This window comes from Thalassospira sp. A3_1, from assembly GCF_017744215.1.
GTDB lineage: Bacteria > Pseudomonadota > Alphaproteobacteria > Rhodospirillales > Thalassospiraceae > Thalassospira > Thalassospira lucentensis_A.
Genome location: NZ_JAGHQQ010000001.1, coordinates 1,518,297 through 1,538,624, shown reverse-complemented (window position 1 = coordinate 1,538,624; position 20,328 = coordinate 1,518,297). Strand labels below are relative to the sequence as shown.

Annotated in this window: 19 protein-coding genes and 1 riboswitch; of the genes, 10 read left to right on the top strand and 9 right to left on the bottom strand. The window is 53.2% G+C overall.

Translation table 11 applies throughout. The annotated features are described in order from the left end of the window. The first annotated feature begins 616 nt into the window (after nt 1-616). Together J7395_RS06975 and J7395_RS06970 are read left to right on the top strand one after the other, a co-directional pair. Nucleotides 617-1,372, top strand: a complete 756-nt coding sequence (locus tag J7395_RS06975; protein ID WP_209220982.1) for a glycerophosphodiester phosphodiesterase family protein — start codon at nt 617-619, stop codon at nt 1,370-1,372. Nucleotides 1,373-1,472: 100 nt separating this feature from the next. Then, on the top strand, nt 1,473-2,909 hold the full coding sequence (locus tag J7395_RS06970; RefSeq protein WP_209220981.1) for an MATE family efflux transporter: 1,437 nt from the start codon (nt 1,473-1,475) through the stop codon (nt 2,907-2,909). A gap of 82 nt (nt 2,910-2,991) precedes the next feature. Here J7395_RS06970 and J7395_RS06965 read toward each other — a convergent pair whose 3' ends face one another. Together J7395_RS06965 and J7395_RS06960 are read right to left on the bottom strand one after the other, a co-directional pair. Beyond that, complete coding sequence (locus tag J7395_RS06965; protein WP_209220980.1) at nt 2,992-4,254, bottom strand: hypothetical protein; 1,263 nt, start codon at nt 4,252-4,254, stop codon at nt 2,992-2,994. A gap of 122 nt (nt 4,255-4,376) precedes the next feature. Further along, nucleotides 4,377-5,336: an AraC family transcriptional regulator gene (locus J7395_RS06960; protein ID WP_114109080.1), complete on the bottom strand. Its 960-nt coding sequence runs from the start codon at nt 5,334-5,336 to the stop codon at nt 4,377-4,379. A gap of 167 nt (nt 5,337-5,503) precedes the next feature. Between J7395_RS06960 and J7395_RS06955 the strand changes: the two genes are divergently transcribed. The 3 genes from J7395_RS06955 to J7395_RS06945 are packed head-to-tail and all read left to right on the top strand — an operon-like array spanning nt 5,504 to nt 7,395. After that, nucleotides 5,504-6,025 carry a low molecular weight protein-tyrosine-phosphatase gene (locus J7395_RS06955; protein WP_348541210.1) on the top strand — a complete coding sequence of 174 codons (522 nt, stop codon included), beginning with the start codon at nt 5,504-5,506 and terminating at the stop codon, nt 6,023-6,025. Nucleotides 6,026-6,028: 3 nt separating this feature from the next. Continuing rightward, nucleotides 6,029-6,883, top strand: a complete 855-nt coding sequence (locus tag J7395_RS06950) for a fructosamine kinase family protein (RefSeq protein WP_209220979.1) — start codon at nt 6,029-6,031, stop codon at nt 6,881-6,883. A 41-nt stretch (nt 6,884-6,924) separates the two neighbouring features. Then, a complete protein-coding gene (locus J7395_RS06945; RefSeq protein ID WP_209220978.1) occupies nt 6,925-7,395 on the top strand; it encodes a cytochrome c in 471 nt (156 codons plus the stop codon). A gap of 71 nt (nt 7,396-7,466) precedes the next feature. Here the strand turns inward: J7395_RS06945 and folE are convergent, their stop codons facing one another. The 3 genes from folE to metZ all read right to left on the bottom strand — a co-directional run bounded on the left by folE (nt 7,467) and on the right by metZ (nt 9,933). Continuing rightward, nucleotides 7,467-8,057 (bottom strand): GTP cyclohydrolase I FolE, encoded by a 591-nt coding sequence (folE, locus tag J7395_RS06940; RefSeq protein WP_062952206.1) that lies wholly within the window; start codon nt 8,055-8,057, stop codon nt 7,467-7,469. 67 nt (nt 8,058-8,124) lie between these two features. Beyond that, on the bottom strand, nt 8,125-8,517 hold the full coding sequence (apaG, locus tag J7395_RS06935; RefSeq protein ID WP_062952207.1) for a Co2+/Mg2+ efflux protein ApaG: 393 nt from the start codon (nt 8,515-8,517) through the stop codon (nt 8,125-8,127). A 213-nt stretch (nt 8,518-8,730) separates the two neighbouring features. After that, the gene (gene metZ, locus J7395_RS06930; protein ID WP_209220977.1) at nt 8,731-9,933 is read right to left on the bottom strand and encodes an O-succinylhomoserine sulfhydrylase; all 1,203 of its coding nucleotides are present in this window, start codon (nt 9,931-9,933) and stop codon (nt 8,731-8,733) included. Nucleotides 9,934-10,010: 77 nt separating this feature from the next. Beyond that, a riboswitch (SAM riboswitch) is annotated at nt 10,011-10,085 on the bottom strand. A gap of 216 nt (nt 10,086-10,301) precedes the next feature. Between metZ and J7395_RS06925 the strand changes: the two genes are divergently transcribed. The 3 genes from J7395_RS06925 (at nt 10,302) to J7395_RS06915 (ending at nt 14,045) form a co-directional block, all read left to right on the top strand. Beyond that, nucleotides 10,302-11,090: a TVP38/TMEM64 family protein gene (locus J7395_RS06925; RefSeq protein ID WP_209220976.1), complete on the top strand. Its 789-nt coding sequence runs from the start codon at nt 10,302-10,304 to the stop codon at nt 11,088-11,090. Continuing rightward, nucleotides 11,090-12,517 (top strand): FAD-dependent oxidoreductase, encoded by a 1,428-nt coding sequence (locus tag J7395_RS06920; protein ID WP_209220975.1) that lies wholly within the window; start codon nt 11,090-11,092, stop codon nt 12,515-12,517. Before J7395_RS06925 ends, J7395_RS06920 begins: the two co-directional genes overlap by 1 nt. 67 nt (nt 12,518-12,584) lie before the next feature. Beyond that, on the top strand, nt 12,585-14,045 hold the full coding sequence (locus J7395_RS06915; protein ID WP_209220974.1) for a HAMP domain-containing sensor histidine kinase: 1,461 nt from the start codon (nt 12,585-12,587) through the stop codon (nt 14,043-14,045). Between the two features lie 165 nt (nt 14,046-14,210). Here the strand turns inward: J7395_RS06915 and J7395_RS06910 are convergent, their stop codons facing one another. The 4 genes from J7395_RS06910 to J7395_RS06895 all read right to left on the bottom strand — a co-directional run bounded on the left by J7395_RS06910 (nt 14,211) and on the right by J7395_RS06895 (nt 17,389). After that, nucleotides 14,211-14,816: a DNA-3-methyladenine glycosylase I gene (locus tag J7395_RS06910; RefSeq protein ID WP_209220973.1), complete on the bottom strand. Its 606-nt coding sequence runs from the start codon at nt 14,814-14,816 to the stop codon at nt 14,211-14,213. Nucleotides 14,817-14,846: 30 nt separating this feature from the next. Beyond that, entirely contained in the window at nt 14,847-15,134 is a 288-nt protein-coding gene (locus J7395_RS06905) for a hypothetical protein (RefSeq protein WP_097053221.1), read from the bottom strand. A 38-nt stretch (nt 15,135-15,172) separates the two neighbouring features. Further along, nucleotides 15,173-15,754: a TetR/AcrR family transcriptional regulator gene (locus tag J7395_RS06900; RefSeq protein WP_062952213.1), complete on the bottom strand. Its 582-nt coding sequence runs from the start codon at nt 15,752-15,754 to the stop codon at nt 15,173-15,175. 186 nt (nt 15,755-15,940) lie between these two features. Next, nucleotides 15,941-17,389 (bottom strand): TrkH family potassium uptake protein, encoded by a 1,449-nt coding sequence (locus J7395_RS06895; protein ID WP_082832781.1) that lies wholly within the window; start codon nt 17,387-17,389, stop codon nt 15,941-15,943. 346 nt (nt 17,390-17,735) lie between these two features. Between J7395_RS06895 and purU the strand changes: the two genes are divergently transcribed. Together purU and J7395_RS06885 are read left to right on the top strand one after the other, a co-directional pair. Next, on the top strand, nt 17,736-18,602 hold the full coding sequence (gene purU, locus J7395_RS06890) for a formyltetrahydrofolate deformylase (protein WP_209220972.1): 867 nt from the start codon (nt 17,736-17,738) through the stop codon (nt 18,600-18,602). Nucleotides 18,603-18,830: 228 nt separating this feature from the next. Further along, a complete protein-coding gene (locus J7395_RS06885; RefSeq protein WP_209220971.1) occupies nt 18,831-20,267 on the top strand; it encodes a sensor domain-containing diguanylate cyclase in 1,437 nt (478 codons plus the stop codon). Nucleotides 20,268-20,328 lie beyond the last annotated feature (61 nt).

The following is a 20,328-nucleotide window of genomic DNA, read 5'->3' as shown; positions in this document are numbered from 1 at the left end:
TTACCACAAACCAATCTGGCCTAAACCAAACCGGTCCGTCGTCTCCAGGATGCACAGACTTTTGCGCCATAACGCTGCCCGCGCATCCCTTCCTACTGATCAACAATGTCAAAGAACTCTAGAGCCGTAGCCCTCTACCTCCTGGTCCGCGTCGCCGTCTAACCAGCGCCGCACCCCGTCGGTGGAGGCGGGTTATAGGGCCCCTCGCCGGACCTGTAAACACCTTTTTTGAAGTTTTTCGGAGATTTTTGCAGATTGTTTTTTTCACCCCCGAAACGGTCCGCACAAACACTGGTCTTTCCGGGGTTTTGCATTGATATGCCTTAATCGAAGAACATCACACCCCCCCTGTGAAACGGTTGTGAAACATCGGAAAACCGATGAAAACAATCGGATCGCTGCGGGAATCCGATATGGAGTCCAATGACTTCGGTGCGAATATGAAAAGAGTTGCGTTCAAATCGACACAAGATTTTCGCTTTTTTACAGAAAGCATCAGGCGTATGAGAATCGCAACGCCGATTTGATGCGTCGGCCCGGGCAGAACGGTTTCGCGTGAAACACGAACTTCCGGGTCCCATGCGCATTTGCCACCCGATATATAAAGGTCCGAACCGTGATCGAGATTCCCCATATTGTCGCCCATCGCGGCGCATCCATCGAGGCCCCTGAAAACACCATTGCCGCCTTTCGGGTGGCTGGCGCACGCAAGGCCAAGTGGATTGAATGCGACGTGACGCTGAGTGCCGATAACCAGTGCGTACTTATTCATGACGACACGCTTGAACGTACGACCAACGGCACAGGCCCGATCCACATGCAGCCGTTAAGCGTGCTGCGGGACCTTGATGCCGGTTCATGGTTTTCAGACATATATAAAGGCGAGCGCATCCCGACACTGAGCGATACGCTTGAAACCCTGTTCTTTATGGATATGGGGGCCAATCTGGAAATCAAGCCATCGGGCTGTGATCCCGTGCGGCTGTGTCAGGAAGTTGCCAAGGAACTCGGCCGGGCAAAGAAGCTTCCGATCCTGCTTTCAAGTTTTGACGACATTGCCGTTGCCGAAATCAGGCGCCTTCTGCCCGATATGCCGTGCGGCTGGCTTCTGGAAACACTGCCCGACAATTGGCATGGCGGATATACCCGGCTTGGTGCGAGTGCGCTTCATATCGATCACAAGGCACTTGATCCGGAAAAGGCCGCAGAAATCGTTGCGGCCAATGTTCCGCTGGTCTGCTATACCGTCAATGATCCGGCCCGTGCCAAAGAGCTGTTTGGCTGGGGTGTGACATCGGTCATCACCGATGATCCCGCAAAGATGATTGCCGCAATCCCGCGTCATCCCAACCCGCAGGGCCGGAACAAATAAGCCGGCAGGCACGATAATAATCACGCGGCGTGCGCCACCCGCCATTGCATTGCCACCGCAATGACTGCCGCGCATAAATGATAACGAGGAAACAAAAACAATGACGATCACACCACCCGGCGCCCCACCGGGTATGCCCCCCAATCATCCGGAAGGGTTGCCGCCAAATGTTCCGCCGGTTCCCCTGTACCCGCATAATCGTGTTCGGCGTCATCTAAGCGAACTGTTCCGGTTGGCGCTACCGGTTGTGATTGCGCGGCTTGGCATGCTGATCATGTCGGTTGTCGATACGATCATTGTTGGCAATTACGACAGTGCCAGTCTGGCCTATCTGAACATTGCCCACGCACCCTTTACATCCTTGATGGTTACCGGCATCGGACTTCTGACCGGGGTAATGATCCTGACATCGCATTCGGTCGGGCGGAACAATCTGCGCGAGGCCGGGCAGATATGGCGGGCTTGCATGCCCTATGCCGTTCTGATCGGCATTGCTTTCATGATCCTTACCTGGAAATCCGACTGGTTGTTTATGGCCACCGGCCAACCAGACGAGATCACCGAGCATGCCAGTACGCTGGCAATGATCCTGTCTATCGGGATGCCCGGTGCGTTGATCTACATTACTTGCAGCTTTTTCCTTGAAGGATTGCAACGGCCATTGCCGGGCATGATCATGATGATTGGTGCCAATGTCGTCAATCTGGTGCTTGATTACGGGCTGGTTTATGGCGCGTTCGGCCTTCCCGAAATGGGGGCCGAGGGTGCGGCGTGGACATCGACCGTCATCCGCTGGATCATGGCAATCAGCCTGCTGGGATATATCCTTTTGATGCGCAGCCATTCCGACTATGGCATCCGCGATGGTTTTTCGGACTGGTGGCGTCATTCACGCGATGCCCGTCATATGGGATATGCCGCCGGAGCGAGCCAGGGCATGGAAACCAGCGCCTTTGCTGCCATGCAGCTTTTTGCCGGTCGGCTCGGCGTTGTTGCTGCGGCAAGTTACGGCATCACGATGACGATGCTGGCTTTGATGTTCATGGTGGCCCTTGGCCTGGCATCAGCAACTTCGGTTCGTGTCGGCATTGCCTATGGCAGACGTGACCGACCCGATATGGCATTGGCCGGATGGATCGGACTTTTGACGACCATGACCGTGATGCTGCTTCTGAGCACGCCGCTATACTTCTTTCCGGGGCTGGTGGCACATCTGTTCAGTCAGGATGCCACTGTTATTGCCACGACTGCGGGTGTTCTGATCCTGATGCCGATCATTTTCCCGACCGATGGCGGGCAGAATGCCGCCATCAGCGCCCTGCGTGGCGCCGGGGATAAATGGGTCCCGACGATCCTGCATCTGGTGTCATATATATGTGTGATGATCCCGGCTGGTTATTATCTGACCTTTGTTGCCGGACTTGGCGTTGCCGGGTTGTTCTGGGGCATTGTGATTGCAAGTCTTGTCGCGGTTAGCGGCCTTGCGATCCGGTTTGCGATTGTATCGGGCCGTCCGATACGGGCCTATCAGCAATAAACAGGCACATCATTACCAAAACAAAAGGTCCGCGCGGTTATCCGGCGGACCTTCTGTTTTGGTCTTCTGGATGAATACAGCGCTACGAACGCACGGCATCGAGTTTAAGCTGCGGCATCAGCAGATCGCAAAATGGCAGGACAAGTGTATCGAGTGCGGAAGCCGCGCGTGCTGCGTCGATACGGATGATATGCTGTTCGATATCGCGCTGGGTCGCAAGATAGCCCAAGGGCGAGAGTTCCGGCAGGGCTTCGACAAGGGTTGCGTAAAATGCGATCTGATCCTCGCGCGCGGTTCCCGCCGCAAGATTGCCGAGATGGTTATAAAGCGCCATCGCAAGGAACCAGCGGCAATAGGGCATCAAGCCTTGCAGGATTTCATCACGTTGCTGCGGCTGAACATATTGCTGCAAATCGGGATCAAGCCAGACCGCATTTTGCACCCCGGCAATGAACGCATTGCGAAGAGCCGGATTGGCATCATTGAAAAAAACCGCCGTCAGCCAACCAGAAAGATCATCAAGCGCAGCGCGCCGCGTGTCCGGAGTTGCCTTGCGATCAAAATCAAGGGCCGGCATCGGCGGCAGACCAGGCATTGCAAGAGTGGCCACCGCCGGATCGATCAGCGCATTGGCAAGCCAAGCCTGATGCCAGATTTGCATCGGTCTGAAATAGGGTTCCTTTTCCGATCCACCGGCTTCGATCCAGCTTTCGAGCAAATGAGCCCGTCCAAGCGATATGCCAATACGAAGCGCGTCTTCAAAGCCCATCCCGCCACGCAGAAATGGATCACCCAGCATATCTTCAAGCAAGGGTAAGGCAGCAAGCACATGATCGGAACGAAGTCCTGCGCCCACCGGCTGATAAAAACCTGATGCATCCCGATGACCGATCAGGCTACGCGCATGCCTACCAAATGCCCCCCAGAAAGTCAGCCGAACCGGTTCGGCACGCTTGCGCCAGAGCGGGCGGGTCATGTGCCAGCTTTCGGTTTCGATCAGGGACATCGTCACCGAAGCAGCCAGCCGGGCAAGAGGTTTTGCAATGGCACCATCAAGTTCATCCACAGAACCGACATGGGCAATAGATAGCCGCCAGCCGGGCCGTTCATGCGGATGACGATCAAGCCATAAATGGGCGAACCCGTTTGAACCACCCCGCTCAGCCGCAGGCACAATCAGATCAAAGAACAGGGAAAGCGATGCCGGTATTTCGGGCACATCGTGATTGCCACGCGGGTCACCAACCTGCCAGGTCCGGATCATCACGTCTTCCGCATCCGGGCGATCCCGGAAGAATGGCGGCAGGAAGCCTGCATACTGATCGTTTGCGGATGTATCGGTCATGGATCGCCTCGCAGTGTCACGGCGTGCCTGGCATCACCGCATTTTCATCAGGGTATATATGCCCGTGCTGATACCCAACGAATTGCGACCGGTCAATTGGCACGGCTTTTCAATCACGCCCATCAGGCCCGCGTCAGGCCCGCATGACCAAGACTTGCTTCGCGATAAACAGAAGGCGGCATTCCCACCAAACGACGGAAATCACGACTGAAATGGGCATTGTCGGTGAAGCCGCACCAAAAGCCGATCTCGCCCACGGTCAGGCTTGTACCATTCAGCAGTCGGCAAGCCTCCCGGACCCGGACGAGACGAAGCAGATCGGAAAACCGGCTGTTGGCCTGTTGCAATCGACGTTGCAAGGTCCGGCCTGATGTATCCAGCGCAGTGGCGACATCATCAATCGTCCAACTGCGCCCGATATCATGTTCCAGCACCGCGCACAGCTTTTGCACGACAGGTCGACTGTTCCCGACAGTTGGGGCCGTTCCGGGCATATTGGCCATGAACGGATAGCCTGATGAGATGGCAACATAGCTTTGCCAACTGATGCGAAAACGTAAAGCGCGTCCGGCAAAATCGAGTTTCTTGACCAGCTTTCCGTTCCGGATCACCGGAATGGCTGGGCCGTGGCTTGGCAGGATCGCACTACTGACATTTTCCACACCAACCGCTTCGAGCAAACCAACCATGAACCCGTGCAGCAGAAGGTTTTCAACCCGTGCCGGGGGCTGCCCGCGCACAGCGCCGCGATGCAATGTCAATGATTTGCCGGTCGCTTGATAATCTGTCCGGCTACGGGCGTGGGAATACCCTTCAAGACGATGCCAGCGATCGGCGATCAGTTCGGGTGTCGCCCCCTGACGCAGCATGGTCAGAACCGGCTGCTGTTCTTTAAGGGCAAGATGACGCCCGAGACGAACCAGCACGGCAGGACCGTTGGTTTCTTCGAGCGAAAGCAGGATGCTGCGCAGGCGCGAACTGGTGATGACGGTGCCATCGGATACCAGATCATAGCCCTTCGGCAACCAGGCCAGTTGCCGGATTAGCGCAACATGCAAACCGAACGATACGAATTCCTGCATTACCCGTCACATTTGGAAATTACTATTTGGCGCGATCATACAAACATATGACTTGGCTGTCAGCTTACCGCTGAAAATGTCACGAAGCTGTTACATTGATCACTTTTGCGCTCTGACATAATGATTTCGAATGGTTCCATCGCATTCCGTTGCACAGATCGGGATGAGTGTGCCAGTCTGTTGGTATTCTCTTTGCAACTGAAAGCCATATCGTGATCAAGGTTCTGTTTGTCTGTACCGGAAATATCTGTCGTTCACCCACCGCCGACGGCGTTTTTAGGACCATGGTCAGCAAGGCGGGGCTTGGTTCACATATCGAAGTCGATAGCTGTGGCCTGTCGGGATATCATGTTGGCGAACAGGCGGATTCAAGATCACGGGAGATGGCCGCAAGCCGTGGATATGATTTATCCCCAATAAGATCCCGCAAAATCAGTCCGGCTGATTACAGCGATTTTGACTATATTCTGGCGATGGATGACGGGCATCTGGCCGATATGCAACGGCAATCACCAGTCCAGCATCACCAGAAACTTTCACTGTTTCTTGATCATCATCCGGATTGCAAAGGCCAAAGCGTTCCCGATCCCTACTATGGCGGAACAAACGGCTTTGTTTCGGTTTTTGATATGATCGAGGAAACATCAAAAGCCCTTTTGGCCCATATTCGGGAAAAGCACGGAATCTGATTGATGGCATTACATCCGGTAACGCAGAAGATTGCCGAACTTACCGGTAGTGAGGTTGTCGCATCCCGCCCGCTTCATGGGGGTTGTGTCGCCGATGTCAGTCAGATGGAACTGCAAGACGGCCGCAAGGTGGTGGTCAAGCAGGGGGGCGAGGCCAACCTTGCGATTGAAGGGGCCATGCTGGCCAATTTCGGTTCGCATTCCCCCATCCCCTGCCCCGCAGTTTTACATGCCGATCCCACGTTGCTGATCATGGATTTCATCGAAAATGATGGCCACGTGAACGGCCAGGTCCAGCGTGATCTGGCTAATCTGCTGGCTGAACAGCATCAGGTTACACAAAAACAGTTCGGGTTGTCGTTCAACACCCTGATTGGCGGCCTTGATCAGCCCAATCATCCGAGAAATAACTGGGTCGAGTTTTTTCGCGATCACCGACTGCTTTATATGGCAGATCTGGCGACCAGGTACGGGAGGTTACCCACCCCTCTTTTTTCCCGGATCGAAACGCTTGCGGCAAAACTTGGTGATCTTCTGCCGTCAGGTGATGCCCCGTCCTTGTTGCATGGCGATTTATGGGGCGGGAATATTCTGTGTCACAAAGGCAAAATTGCAGGACTTGTTGATCCGGCTATTTATTATGGAGACCGTGAGATTGAACTTGCCTTCGGTACATTGTTTGGTGATCTGACACCTGCATTCTTTGACCGGTATGGGGAAATTTTCCCGATCCAGCCGGGATTCTTTGAAGAACGCCGCGATCTTTACAATCTTTATCCACTTTTGGTGCATGTTCGTCTTTTTGGTGGATCCTATGTCGGGTCTGTGGATCGCATTTTGACACGTTTTGGGATATGAGGCCTCAAACCCGTATTCAAACACAAAAAGAAACGAAGCTTATGAGAACCGGAATACTAGTTGTCGCAACAGTTTTTGCCACCGCGATCAGCATTGCTGCTGTTGCACATGAAGGTGCAAAAGGTGTCGTAAAGGAACGGATGGATGGCATGGAAGTCATCGGCAAGCAGGTCAAGATGATGGTGCCTATGTTAAACGGGGAAGTCCCCTATGACCCGGCGAAAGTCGAACTGGCTGCCATGAAAATCAGCAGCCACGCAGGGTCGGCCTTTACCGAACTGTTCCCGACCGGTAGCACCACCGCGCCATCCAAGGCGTCGCCTGAAATCTGGGAGAAATGGGACGCGTTTTCCCGACTGTCAGATGAGCTTGCCATAAATGCCGACATGCTGAAAACGATTGCCGCCAAAGATGTCGCATCGGGCAGTAACGACAGTGGCCAGTTTGACGATGCATTCCGTAACGTGCTGCAAACTTGCAAATCCTGCCATCAGCAGTTCCGTGCCGACTAGGCAGATGGGAAGCGTGAATATGACAAAGGCCGCCCCGGAAGGCGGCCTTTATTCACTAAAATCGAAAAAACCTAGCGACCAATCATCGCAAAAAACTCGCGCCGTGTGATCGGATCATCGCGAAATGCACCAAGCATGCGGCTGGTCACCATCGACACACCGGTCTTGTGAATGCCGCGTGTGCTCATGCATTGATGGTTCGCATCAATCACAACCGCAACACCAAGCGGATCAAGTTCTTCCTGAATGGTGTTGGCGACCTGCGCCGTCATTTTTTCCTGAATTTGCAAACGCTTGGCATAAACCTCGACCACGCGGGCAAGCTTGGAAATACCGACAACACGGCGGCGCGGCAGGTACGCAACATGGGCCACGCCGATAATTGGCACCATGTGATGTTCACAATAGGACTCGACCCGTATATCGCGCAACACGACCATTTCGTCGTAACCGTCGGTTTCCTCGAAAGTGCGGCGCAGAATGTCCGCCGGGTCCTGTTGATAGCCTGCGAAGAACTCGCCGTAGGATCGCACGACACGGTCTGGTGTTCCGCGCAAACCTTCGCGGTCGGGATCGTCGCCTGCCCAACGAAGCAGGGTACGAACGGCTTCTTCTGCTTCTTCACGCGACGGACGTTTAGCGACGCTGGTTTCGCTGCACATATGGTTTCCTCTTTATAACTCTGTCCTGTGGGTCATGTGCTCCCGACCCCGAATTCTGTCAGTTCATTTAATTAACGGTGCGTTGGCTATGCGGACTGTCGAGCGAAAATGCCGGAATTTCAATATCAAACCGGTTTCCATCCATATCAGTCATTTCATAGGTACCAACCATAAAACCGCTTGGCGTCGCCAGTGGCGCGCCGCTTGTGTAATTGAAACTTTCGCCACTGGCCAGAACCGGCTGTTCGCCGACCACCCCCGATCCACGTACTTCCTGTGTCGAACCACGGGAATCGGTAATGCGCCAGTAACGGTTTAAAAGCTGTACGGTTTTCGGGCCCTGATTTTCGATGACAACCCTATAGGCCCAGACATAGCGATGACTGTCCGGGTCCGATTGTTCGTCAAGGAACACCGGTTGCACGGATACTTTAATGTCGCGGGTCACGGATGAATACATGCAAAACTCCAGGCCAATCTTTATGCGGTCCTTCTGCCAAGGGCGTTGCGCTGTTACGGCGTTGCTCAGCTTTTATTTAGACAGTCCGGGTTCCAAGTGCCAGATGTCTGTCATCAAATTAAAATCCCCATCACATTCGATCCGCAAAAGAAAAGGCGACCCGCGCAGAGTACGGACCGCCTGATTTGGGCATTCTGCCGAGTCTGCTGTGTCTTATACGCGCAATGCCGCAGTCAGATCTTCCTTGAGATCGTCGATGTCCTCAAGCCCGACCGAAAGACGCAGCATGCCCTCGGTGATCCCCATCGTGATCTTGTCTTCAGCCGGAACACGCTGATGAGTCGTGGTCCACGGGTGGGTTGCAAGACTTTTGGCATCACCAAGATTGTTCGAAATATCAATAAGCTGCAGGTTATCAAGCAACGAAAAAGCAGCCGATTTGCCGCCAGCGAGCTCAATCGCGATCAATCCACCGCCACGTCCGGACATCTGTTTCATGGCCAACTCGTGCTGCGGATGGCTTTCGAGCCCCGGATAGATAACGCGCGATACCTGCGGCTGTTCCGAAAGGAACCCGGCAAGAGCTGTTGCGTTGCGGATATGCTGATCGACACGCAGACCAAGTGTCTCGAGCCCTTTCAGGAGAACCCATGCGTTGAACGGGCTCATGCTGGGGCCAGTGTGACGCAGGAAAGTCGTCAGGTGATTATCGTGCCATTCCTTGTCATTAAACAGGATCGCACCACCCAGACAGCGCCCCTGACCATCGATATGCTTGGTCGCGGAATAGACAACAATGTCCGCGCCCAGTTCCATCGGCTTTTGCAGGATCGGCGTCGCAAATACGTTGTCGACAACCACCTTCGCCCCGGCCTTATGCGCCAGATCAGCGACAAAGGCGATATCGATAACTTCAAGGGTCGGGTTCGACGGGGTTTCGATAAAGACCGCATCAGCCGGTTTGGACAGTGCCTTTTCCCATGCAGCATGATCGGTACCGTCAACCAATTCGGTTTCAACACCAAAACGCGGCAATAGGGTTGTCAGGATAAATTCGCAGGATCCGAAAAGTGCGCGTGATCCGACGACACGACCACCGGCCTTGGTACAGGCAATAAGCGCATTCCAGACGGCCGACATGCCCGATGCCGTCCCACGGCAATTAGACGCGCCTTCAAGCAGTGCCAGACGTTCTTCGAACATCGCCACGGTGGGGTTGGCAAAGCGGGAATAAACAAAACGTTCCGGGCCGGTGCCATCAAAGGATGCTTCGGCCTCGGCGGCTGTATCGTAGACATAGCCGGAATTCATAAAGATGGCTTCGGAGGTTTCATTAAAACCGCTGCGCGCCGTACCGCCTCGAACAGAACGGGTGGCGGCACGCCATTTGTCGGCAGCCTTTTTATCGGTCGTCATCGTATCGCTCCTATATGCCCGGTCATATTGGCATTCGCCGGACACAAAAAAACCCTGACCGGCACGATGGGTCAGGGCCGAAGCCACGGTTACCCTCTTTAGCGATTTTTTACGTGGCCGCAAGCCGGTCGACAAATCCCACGATGGACGTGACGATACGATCTGCTTTACCCGGCGTCAAGCACCGCGCTTTCGCCTGCTTTGACCAGATACCCTTTGGCTCCTCCGTGCATATGCTCTCTGGACCTTCACGCAATGTTGAAAGCAGTTCATGAGCCCTCCGCGTTTTTTCCCTCTAATGTTCGACCAAGACATGTAATCCTTTGGAGACGGCTTCTGATGCGAATGCCGTAAAGACAATAGAATCAATGGCCAAGACACAAACAATGACGGCAGACCAGCATTCCCACGATACCGCCGATAAAAGTCAGGCAAAAACGGCCCGAACTTCGTCGTGGCGTAAACTGTTGCCGGTTTTGATCCTGATTGCCGGGCTGGTACTGGCGTGGGCAAGTGGTGTTGTCGATTATCTATCGTTTGAAACCCTGCGCGAAAATCGCGAAACCCTTCAGGCTTTCGTCGCTGAGAATCCTGTTTTGAGTGTTGTCGCCTTTATGGCGACCTATGCCATTGCCGTCGCCCTGTCGCTTCCGGTCGGGTCGTTGTTCACCATTGTTGGCGGTTTCCTTTTTGGCGCGTGGTTCGGGACGACCTATGTCGTCATCGCCGCCACCATTGGCGCAACGGTGGTTTACCTAGCGGCACGTTACGCATTTTATGATTTGATGCATGCGAAGGCGGGCAACGCCATCCGCAAAATGGAAGCCGGTTTTGCCGAGAACGCCTTCAGCTACCTGATGGTTCTGCGTCTTGTGCCTCTGTTTCCCTTCTGGCTGGTCAATCTCGTTCCGGCTTTGCTAGGCGTGAAGTTTCGTTCCTTTGTTATGGGAACTGCGATTGGCATTATTCCGGGGACATTCGTTTATGTTTCCATCGGGGATGGCCTTGGGGCCCTGTTTGATCAGGGAAAGACACCCGATCTTGGTGTTATCTTTGAACCCAGGATTTTGACCCCGATCATCGGCCTTGCCATTCTGGCACTTGTTCCGGTGATCTATAAGAAATTCCGTAACCGCAATGGCGGGACCAACACCTGATGAATGAAGTGATCAAAACCGACATCTGTGTGATCGGCGCCGGTTCCGGCGGGCTTTCCGTTGCCGCAGGGGCAGTGCAAATGGGTGCAAGAGTTGTCCTGATTGAAAAGGGCAAAATGGGTGGTGACTGCCTGAATACCGGTTGTATCCCGTCAAAGGCCCTGCTGGCGGCAAGCCATGCCGCAAGTAGCGCACGGGCGGCATCGCAGTTTGGCATCACTACTGGTCCGGTTTTGGCCAACTTTGCGCATGTCATGGATCATGTGCATTCGGTCATCGTCGATATAGCCCCCCATGATTCGGTTGAACGGTTTGAAAAGCTTGGCTGTACTGTCATTCAGGCAGAAGCCCGGTTCACCGGCCCCGGGGAAGTGATCGCCGATGGCAAACGCGTGCAGGCAAAACGGTTTGTCATTGCCACCGGTTCGCGTGCTTCGGTACCACCGATTGACGGCATTGCCGATGTTCCGTTCTTTACCAACGAAACCATCTTTGAAAACCGTACCTGCCCGGATCACCTGATCATCATCGGCGGCGGCCCGATCGGCCTTGAAATGGCACAGGCACATCGCGAACTTGGTGCAAAGGTTACCGTGATCGAAATGTTCACGATCCTTCCGAAAGACGATCCCGATCTGGTTGCCGTGATCCGGGACAATATCGAGACTGCGGGCATAAGCCTTTATGAAAAAGTCAAAACCAAGCGGATCGAAACCCATGAAGACCAGATCCGCGTCATGATCGAACGCGATGGCACAGAAATCACGATTGAAGGCAGTCACCTTCTGATTGCTACCGGACGCAAGCCAACGGTCGACAATCTTGGTCTTGATGAAGCAGGTGTCAAATACAGCCTGCGCGGGATTGATGTCGATAATCGCCTGCGCACAAGCAACCGGAAGATATTTGCCATTGGCGATGTTACCGGCGGCCTGCAATTTACCCATATGGCCGGTTATGATGCCGGTATTGTTATCCGCAATGCATTGTTCCGGTTGCCTGCCAAAATTGATCACAGCGCGGTTCCCTGGGTGACATATACCAGCCCGGAACTGGCACAAGTCGGCCTGAACGAAACGGCTGCGCGCGAAAAGTTCGGCGATGCAATCCGGGTCGTGACCTGGGACTATGCCGAAAATGACCGCGCGAGGGCCGAAGCCCGAACCAAGGGCTTTATCAAGATCGTCACGACCCCAAAGGGAAAAATCCTTGGCGCGGGCATTGTCGGCCATCAGGCCGGGGAACTGGTCGGACTGTGGTCACTGGCGATATCAAAGAAATTAAAGATCGGTGCCATCGCCGGGATGATTGCCCCCTATCCAACACTTGGCGAACTATCCAAACGCGCTGCCGGGGCATGGTATACGCCCAGCCTGTTTAACGACAGAACCCGAAAGATTGTCCGTTTCCTTCTGAAGCTTGGCTAAGGCAGCGGCACCCGAGCAAGCTTCTGAAACGCTATACATTTTTCCCGGTCTCTGGCTAACATTCGTTATGGAACGCCCGCATCTCAAACTGCCCCCATGGGCCAAATCGCTGTCGGCACGTTTGCTGGTGCTGACTGTCGGCTTTGTTATGCTGGCAGAGATTTTCGTCTTTGCACCGTCGGTCGCGCGCTATCGGGTTGACTGGCTCAAGGCCCATCTTGATTCCGGCTATCTTGCCGCCCTGGCGCTGGAAGCGACTCCCGATCAGATGATCCCTGACGATCTGGAGAAGGAATTGCTTTCCAATGCGGGGATCGAGGCGGTTATTTTACGCCGTGATGATCGCAAGCTGTTGCTTCAACGCGACGATATGCCCGCCAAAGTGGATTACGACGTCGATTTGACGACCTTTTCCATCCCGATGGCTTTGTACGATGGTCTTTCAACCCTGACTCAACCACATGACCGGATGTTACGCGTCGTCGGCATGCCCTCCATGGCGCCGGACTTCGAAATAGAAATACTGGTGCATGAAGGGGGACTGGCCCATGACATGCGCAATTTCGGCTGGCGGGTGATGGGATTGTCACTCGTGATTTCGTTCTTCACCGCCGGTCTGGTTTACTTTGCACTGAACCGGCTTCTGGTCCGGCCAATGCGGACATTGACCAGTGACATGATCCGTTTTCGCGAAAATCCGCAAGATCAGGGATCGGTCATCGTGCCGGATGACCGCGACGATGAAATTGGCATTGCAAGACACGAACTTGCCAACATGCAACATGATCTGCAGGCGATGTTAAATCAGCGCCGCCGTCTCGCAGCCCTTGGAACTGCGGCAACAAAGATCAGTCATGATCTTCGAAATGCACTGGCAACATCGATGCTGATGACCGAAAAACTGGCCCAAAGCGAGGATCAGGAAGTCCGCGCTGTTGTTCCGCGCCTATTATCGTCGATGGAGCGTGCGGTTTATATCAGCGAACAAACCCTGTCCTTTGCCCGCGAGGCCCCGCCAACACTTGATATCGCCCGCTTTACCCTGATCGAATTGATCGAGGAAATTCGCGACCAGATATTGCTGCAAAATGGCGGTGAAAATCTTCTGACGCCAGAAAACCCTGATGCGATCAAGGAACCGTGCAAAGCCAAAATCCAGATTGACCTGCCGGCCGAATTGATGATTGAAGCCGATTACGATCAGCTTTTCCGCGCTTTCAGCAACCTTATCCGCAACCCGCTGGATGCCGGTGCAACCAAAGTTACTATCAAACAGGCATCAATCGCAGCTGCAGATAATACGGACGCATTCGTAGAAATCCAGATCATTGATAACGGCCCCGGTCTGCCTGAAAAGGCGATCAAAAATCTGTTTGTTCCCTTCGCCGCCACTGGCAGAAAAGGCGGCACCGGTCTTGGTCTGGCCATTGCGCGCGAACTTATCCTTGCCCACAAGGGGGACCTTCGCCTTAGCTCAACCGGACCGGACGGTGCGATATTTTGCGTGACCTTGCCGGTCATGGCCTGAAGGCAAATGCGGAATAAATAGATTTTATCTATCGAATTTAAATTAACATTCGATTTTACCGGATGACCGTGATTTGGCATTCTTGGCTTAAGGCGATGCTGGACCGATATCCCGATCCCCGATCCGCTCCTGACCCAAGGTCTGGCATCGCCACCTCCCCCAGAATCATGGTCTTTCAAATTCCCGGCGCGCCGCATCGATTACCGGTCGCATAAAGCACCCTTCTGCGTGATCGTTGATCAATCCCATCGCCTGCATGAAGGCATAAACGGTGGTTGGACCGACAAATTTCCAACCGCGCTTTTTCAAATCTTTGGAAATCGCCACCGACGTATCGGACATAGATGCCGTTTGTGGTCGTTCAACAGGCTGTCCCTGTGGCTCGAACCGCCAGAAATAGGCCGCAAGCGATCCTTCTGCTACCACCATTTCGCAGGCACGGTTGGCGTTATTGATGACAGCTTCGATTTTGCCGCGATGGCGAATGATACCGCTATCCTGCAATAACCGTTCAACATCAGATGTTGTGAATTTCGCGACGCGATTAAAATCGAAATCATAAAATGCCGCCCGGAAATTTTCCCGCTTGGCCAGAGTGGTGCGCCAGCTGAGCCCTGACTGAAAGCCTTCCAGACAGATTTTTTCAAACAACCGTCGATCATCACCAACCGGAAAGCCCCATTCCCTATCGTGGTAAGCATCAAATTCCGGTGCTGCATCACACCATTTGCAACGTGTTTTACCGTCTGCGCTGATCGTTGTGGTCCCCATCTTCGCCCCCTTTAGTCATTCGTGAAAATGTCACGCCATCAGGAATTCCAAGCGCGCATCCGTTCTGGCAGGAGTGATTTCAATGATTTCGGCCTTAACAACCTTTTCCGCAACAAACGGGTCTGCGTTTACACGCGCCGTCAGTTCCTCAAACGTTGTGTTATGGGCAAGAATTCCACCACCGAGATTTGGTTGAAGGCTTCCGACAACCAGAAACACACCATCGTCAAATCCCTGGCTGATCCATTGTTTATGGTCCTCCATGAATTGCGGTGCCTTTGCCCGGTTGTCCGAAAACGTCAGTAAAATAGTGAACATTGAGATTCTCCGAATGGCTTGCGTAATATTTGCCCGTTTCAGGTGCGGTTCGAACCAATCTGGGCATCCAGCCAATCGCACATTTGATTGACTTCCTGCCGCACGAATTTCTCATCCCCAAACGCATTGGCAAGAGCCGCAACACCCTGGCTTCGGGCGAGCAAATGCATCGCCAGATCATCAGATCTCTCCGCACAGCCAAGTCGCTCGAACTGGCGACACAACCAGATGCGGAAAAGGGTGAAAAGTCCCGCAGCATCGCTTTGTGCAGCATGGCCAAGTTTTGCCAGTTCGGCAGAAAGTGTGCCGACCGGGCAACCGTAACGCCGGATTTTTTCCCCGTTGACGATCAGAATATGGATGAAGCTTCGGATACGGGCGGCCGGGTCTTCTCCTTCTGCCTCCCAATGATCGAGCATCTGTTCGGTATTTCTCAGACGCCGATTGATCACGGCATCAAGGATCTCGTCCTTGGTTTTGAAGTGATAATAGAAATTACCGCGCGATATGCCGACCTTCCCCGCGATATCGGCGAAGGAGGTCGGCTCGAATCCCTGTTGATAAAACAGCTGATCGGCAGCCTCGACAATCCGGTCCCGTGTACCTTGTTCCACAGCCATTCCTGTTCGTCCCTATTGTGAGTACCTAAAACCCGATTAGGACAATTGACCTATTTTATTAGGTCAATTGTCCTAAATTGTCAATGAGACAAACCACTGCTTATTTGACAGTCCGCCGACAGAGGAAAACAAAAAGAAAACCCCGCATCAAAGCGGGGCATCATTAGAGACTGGAAAATGGAAAACTCAGTCGCGCCAGAAGGCCGGGAAAAGCAGCACCAGAACGGTGAAAACTTCCAGACGTCCGATCAGCATGCCGATCGACATCAGCCACTTCGCCCCGTCCGGCAACGTCGCGAAATTCCCCGACGGCCCCACAATCGGACCAAGTCCGGGGCCGACATTCGCGATAGCCGTGCCGGCACTTGAGACTGCCGTGATGAAATCAAGCCCCATTGCACCAAGGGCAGCAGCCAGAACCACAAAGCAGAACACGAACAGGAAAAAGAAGCTCAGCACCGATTCCGTAACGTCTTCGGAAAGCGGTTTGCGGTTATAGTAGGCAATGAAAACACCATGCGGGCGGAGCATGTGTGAGAGCTGGATTTTGGCGATTTCATAAAGAACCTGAAGACGGAAGATTTTAACCCCGCAGGTCGTCGATCCGGCACAGCCTCCCACGAACATCACAAAGAAAAACACTGTCACAGCAAACGGTCCCCAAAGCCCGTAATCCGTGGTGGCGTAACCGGTGCCGGTCATTACCGATACAATGTTAAAGGACGTGTATCGAAGCGCATCCAGAAACGCGACATTATTTGTTTCCGAATGCCAGATGCTAAGCCCCAGAATGATGGAGCCGGCAATTACCACGAACCAGCGGACCTGCCCATCCACAAACAACGCAGACGCCTTCCCCCGCAAGGTTTGCAGATAAAGAATGAAGGGCAACGCACCAGCAGCCATACCCAGCGTGATAATTACATCGATAGCGGGGTTATCAAAGTGCCCGACCGACGCATCCTTGGTAGAAAAGCCGCCTGTGGCAATTGTCGTCATTGCGTGTGCAATTGCATCAAATCCCGGCATACCCGCCCACCACAACAAAATGGCCCAAATGACGGTGAAACCCAGATAAAGGCTTGCGATCCCCACAGCGATCTGGGTGGCACGCGGAAATGCCTTATCCGACTTATCGGAGTTTTCCATACGGAAAAGCTGCATCCCACCGACACGCAGCATCGGCATGACCGCAATCGCCATAACAATAATCCCGATCCCGCCAAGCCACTGCAAAAGTGCCCGCCACAACAAAATCCCGGGCGGGGCCGTATCAAGCCCGACAATCACGGTTGAGCCCGTGGTCGAAATCCCCGACATGGCTTCAAAAAAAGCGTCGGTATAGCTCATATCGAGGTCGGAAAACGCAAATGGCAGTGCCGAAACTGCGGTCAGAACAAGCCAGCTTGCGGTTGTCAGAATAAAAGCCTGACGCGATGTGATTTTAAGATTGTCGGTCCGGTTCATCATCACCAATGCACCGCCAATGAAAAGCGATACAGCCGATGCCGCCGAAAATACCAGCCAATCCCGCTGCCCGTAATAAAGATCCACAAGAGCCGGGATAAACATCCCGACCGACAGGGTGCATAGCAGAATGCCGATAATAAAAAGGATTGGACGAAAATCGATCAATGAACAGCCCCGCACCATGTTTTACCCCCGGTCTTTGTGAACCGGGCATCACATGTGTTCGCAATTATCTCTGACATTCTGCCTTGCATAACCGAAAAACCGGCCGCGTTACATCTTCTTCCGTCAAACGAAGCGGAATTCTTGGCACATGCCCCGCCAATGTCCAGCTTTTAAACATATGGTTCCTGCGCCGATTATGATTTCATGCCCGCAATCATGCAGCTATGCGAATTGCGTCTATCAGCCTTGGCATAGCTTGTTTGCTGCCAATTCCGGGTTGGCATGACATGCCAAGGCCGCTATATCGCTTGCAGAACAAAATTCAAAACCGAAAGATTCAGCGGAAATGTCCGAACTCGCCAAAACCTTTATTCTGACGATTACCTGCCCGGATACATTCGGGATCGTCGCCAGTGTCACCAGCTTCCTTGCCGAGGAAGGCGCGTTCGTCAACAAGCTGGAGCAGTTCGGCGATCCGCAAAGCAACCGCTTTTTCATGCGCGTGAAATTCGATGCGGGCCGCGCCTTGCGCACGAAGGTCGAGTTTGCTGATAAATTCGCCAGCATTGCCGATAAATTCACAATGCAATGGGAACTTCATGATTTCCATCGGAAGCCAAAAGTGTTGCTGATGGTGTCAAAGTTTGGCCACTGCCTGAACGATCTGCTGCACCGGGTTGCTTCGAACAATGTGCATATCGAAATCCCGGCTATTGTTTCCAACCACGAAGACATGCGCGGCATCGTCGAATGGTACGGTATTCCGTATTACCATCTGCCGGTAAACAAGGAAACCAAGGCAAGTCAGGAGGCAAAACTTCTGGACATCATTGACGAGCACGACGCCGATCTGGTCGGTCTGGCGCGCTATATGCAGGTTCTGTCAACGGATCTGTGCCGTTCGCTCGAAGGACGCTGCATCAATATACACCATTCGTTCCTGCCCAGCTTCAAGGGTGCAAAACCCTATCATCAGGCACATTCACGCGGCGTGAAACTGATCGGGGCAACTGCCCATTATGTCACCGCAGACCTGGATGAGGGTCCGATCATTCATCAAGCCATCGAACATGTCGATCACACGATGACGGCCGAGGATATGGTTGAAATCGGGCGAGATATCGAATCTGTCGTTTTCTCGCGCGCGATCCAGATGCATTGCGAACATCGCGTTTTCCGTAACGGGAATAAAACGGTTGTCTTCCGCCGATAAGAGGCTGGCAAAAAATATCTGACACCAACAAACCACCCGTCGTAATGACTGGTGGTTTATTTTTTGATATGCATTACCGCCTAAGAAAGTAATGAACGCAATCGACAAAATAGCCGATAGAAAACATGCGAATTTTCGAATAAGTTATACTCAGGGACAGTAAAATTCTCTGAATAACAATAACTTGCAACGAATGACGTTGCCCTAGAGCTACCTTGGGGGCTTTCCGTGCCTGGAAAGAAAATCTATTTCGCTATCGTTTTGTGCATTTTGCTGGTTGTCGGCTTTCTGACCACGAGTTTCGTAAGTTTTTACGTCGCCCGGCAATCACTGGAACAGCAAATTGCTGAGAGCACACTACCGCTGACAAGCGACAATATCTATTCCGAGATCCAGCGTGATCTGCTGCAACCGATCTTTATTTCATCATTGATGGCACAGGATACTTTTGTCCGGGACTGGACGCTCGCCGGGGAAAATGATCCGGAACAAATCATCCGCTATCTCGGTGAAATCCAGATGCGATATGATACTGTCACGTCCTATTTCATCTCGGACAAGACCCGGAACTATTATCACCCGACCGGTGTGATCAAGCAGGTATCCGAAGATGATCCAGCCGATTTCTGGTATTTTCAGGCACGCGACGATCAAAAGCCCTATGAAATCAATGTCGATCATGACACCGCGGATCGATCACGTCTGGCGGTTTTCGTGAATTATCAGGTCCGCGACTATGACGGCAATGTCATCGGCATCACCGGTGTTGGCTTATCCGTGAACTCCGTTACCCGCCTGATCGAGACCTATCAGAAACGTTATGGCCGAACGATTTACTTCGTTGATCTGGAAGGGCAGATCACCCTGCACGGCAGCGGCTTCGGAACATCTGAAACACTGCACGACCGGGACGGAATTCGCGCCCATGCTACCCAGATTCTGACTTCTCCGGGATACTCCATTACTTACGAAGACCATGGTGAAACCTATTTCGTAAACAGTCGCCTTGTTCCGGAATTCGGCTGGTTGCTGCTGGTGGAACAGAAAGAACATATCGGTGACCAGAAGATCGAAACCACCTTCCTGATCAATATCGCTGTCTCGCTTCTGATTACCGCGATTGTCGGTATTGCGGCTTATCTGACGATCCGGAACTATCAAAACCGCCTGGAAGAACTGGCATCACGTGACAAGCTGACCGGCGCATGCAACCGGCAGGTCTTTGATCTTGTGTTTGAAGGTGTGGCCAAATCCTGCAAACGGCGTGCGGAACCTTTAGGCGTTGTCTGTATCGATCTTGACGAGTTCAAGGAAGTTAATGACACCTTTGGCCATCCTGGCGGCGACGCAACGCTTAAGGAAGTTGCCACCACCATTCGCCGTCATTCACGTGAATCCGATACTTTGTGCCGCTGGGGGGGTGACGAATTCATCCTGCTTCTGCCCGGCCTTAGTCGCCAGGAAGCAATGACGAAAGCACGGGAAATTTCCGACGCGATCCGCGAACATCCGGTACGCTTCGGGCGGGATAACATTCTGGTCACGGTTAGTGCAGGTATCACCGAATATCGAGACGGTGAAGAGTTTGAAACACTTATAACTCGTGTTGATAACGCACTTTATACTGCCAAAAATGCCGGCCGCGACCATATTTCAGTCGCATGACTGGCCTCGTCACACAAACGAAAACGGCCCCGAAATCGGGGCCGTTTTCATTTAAATCCGT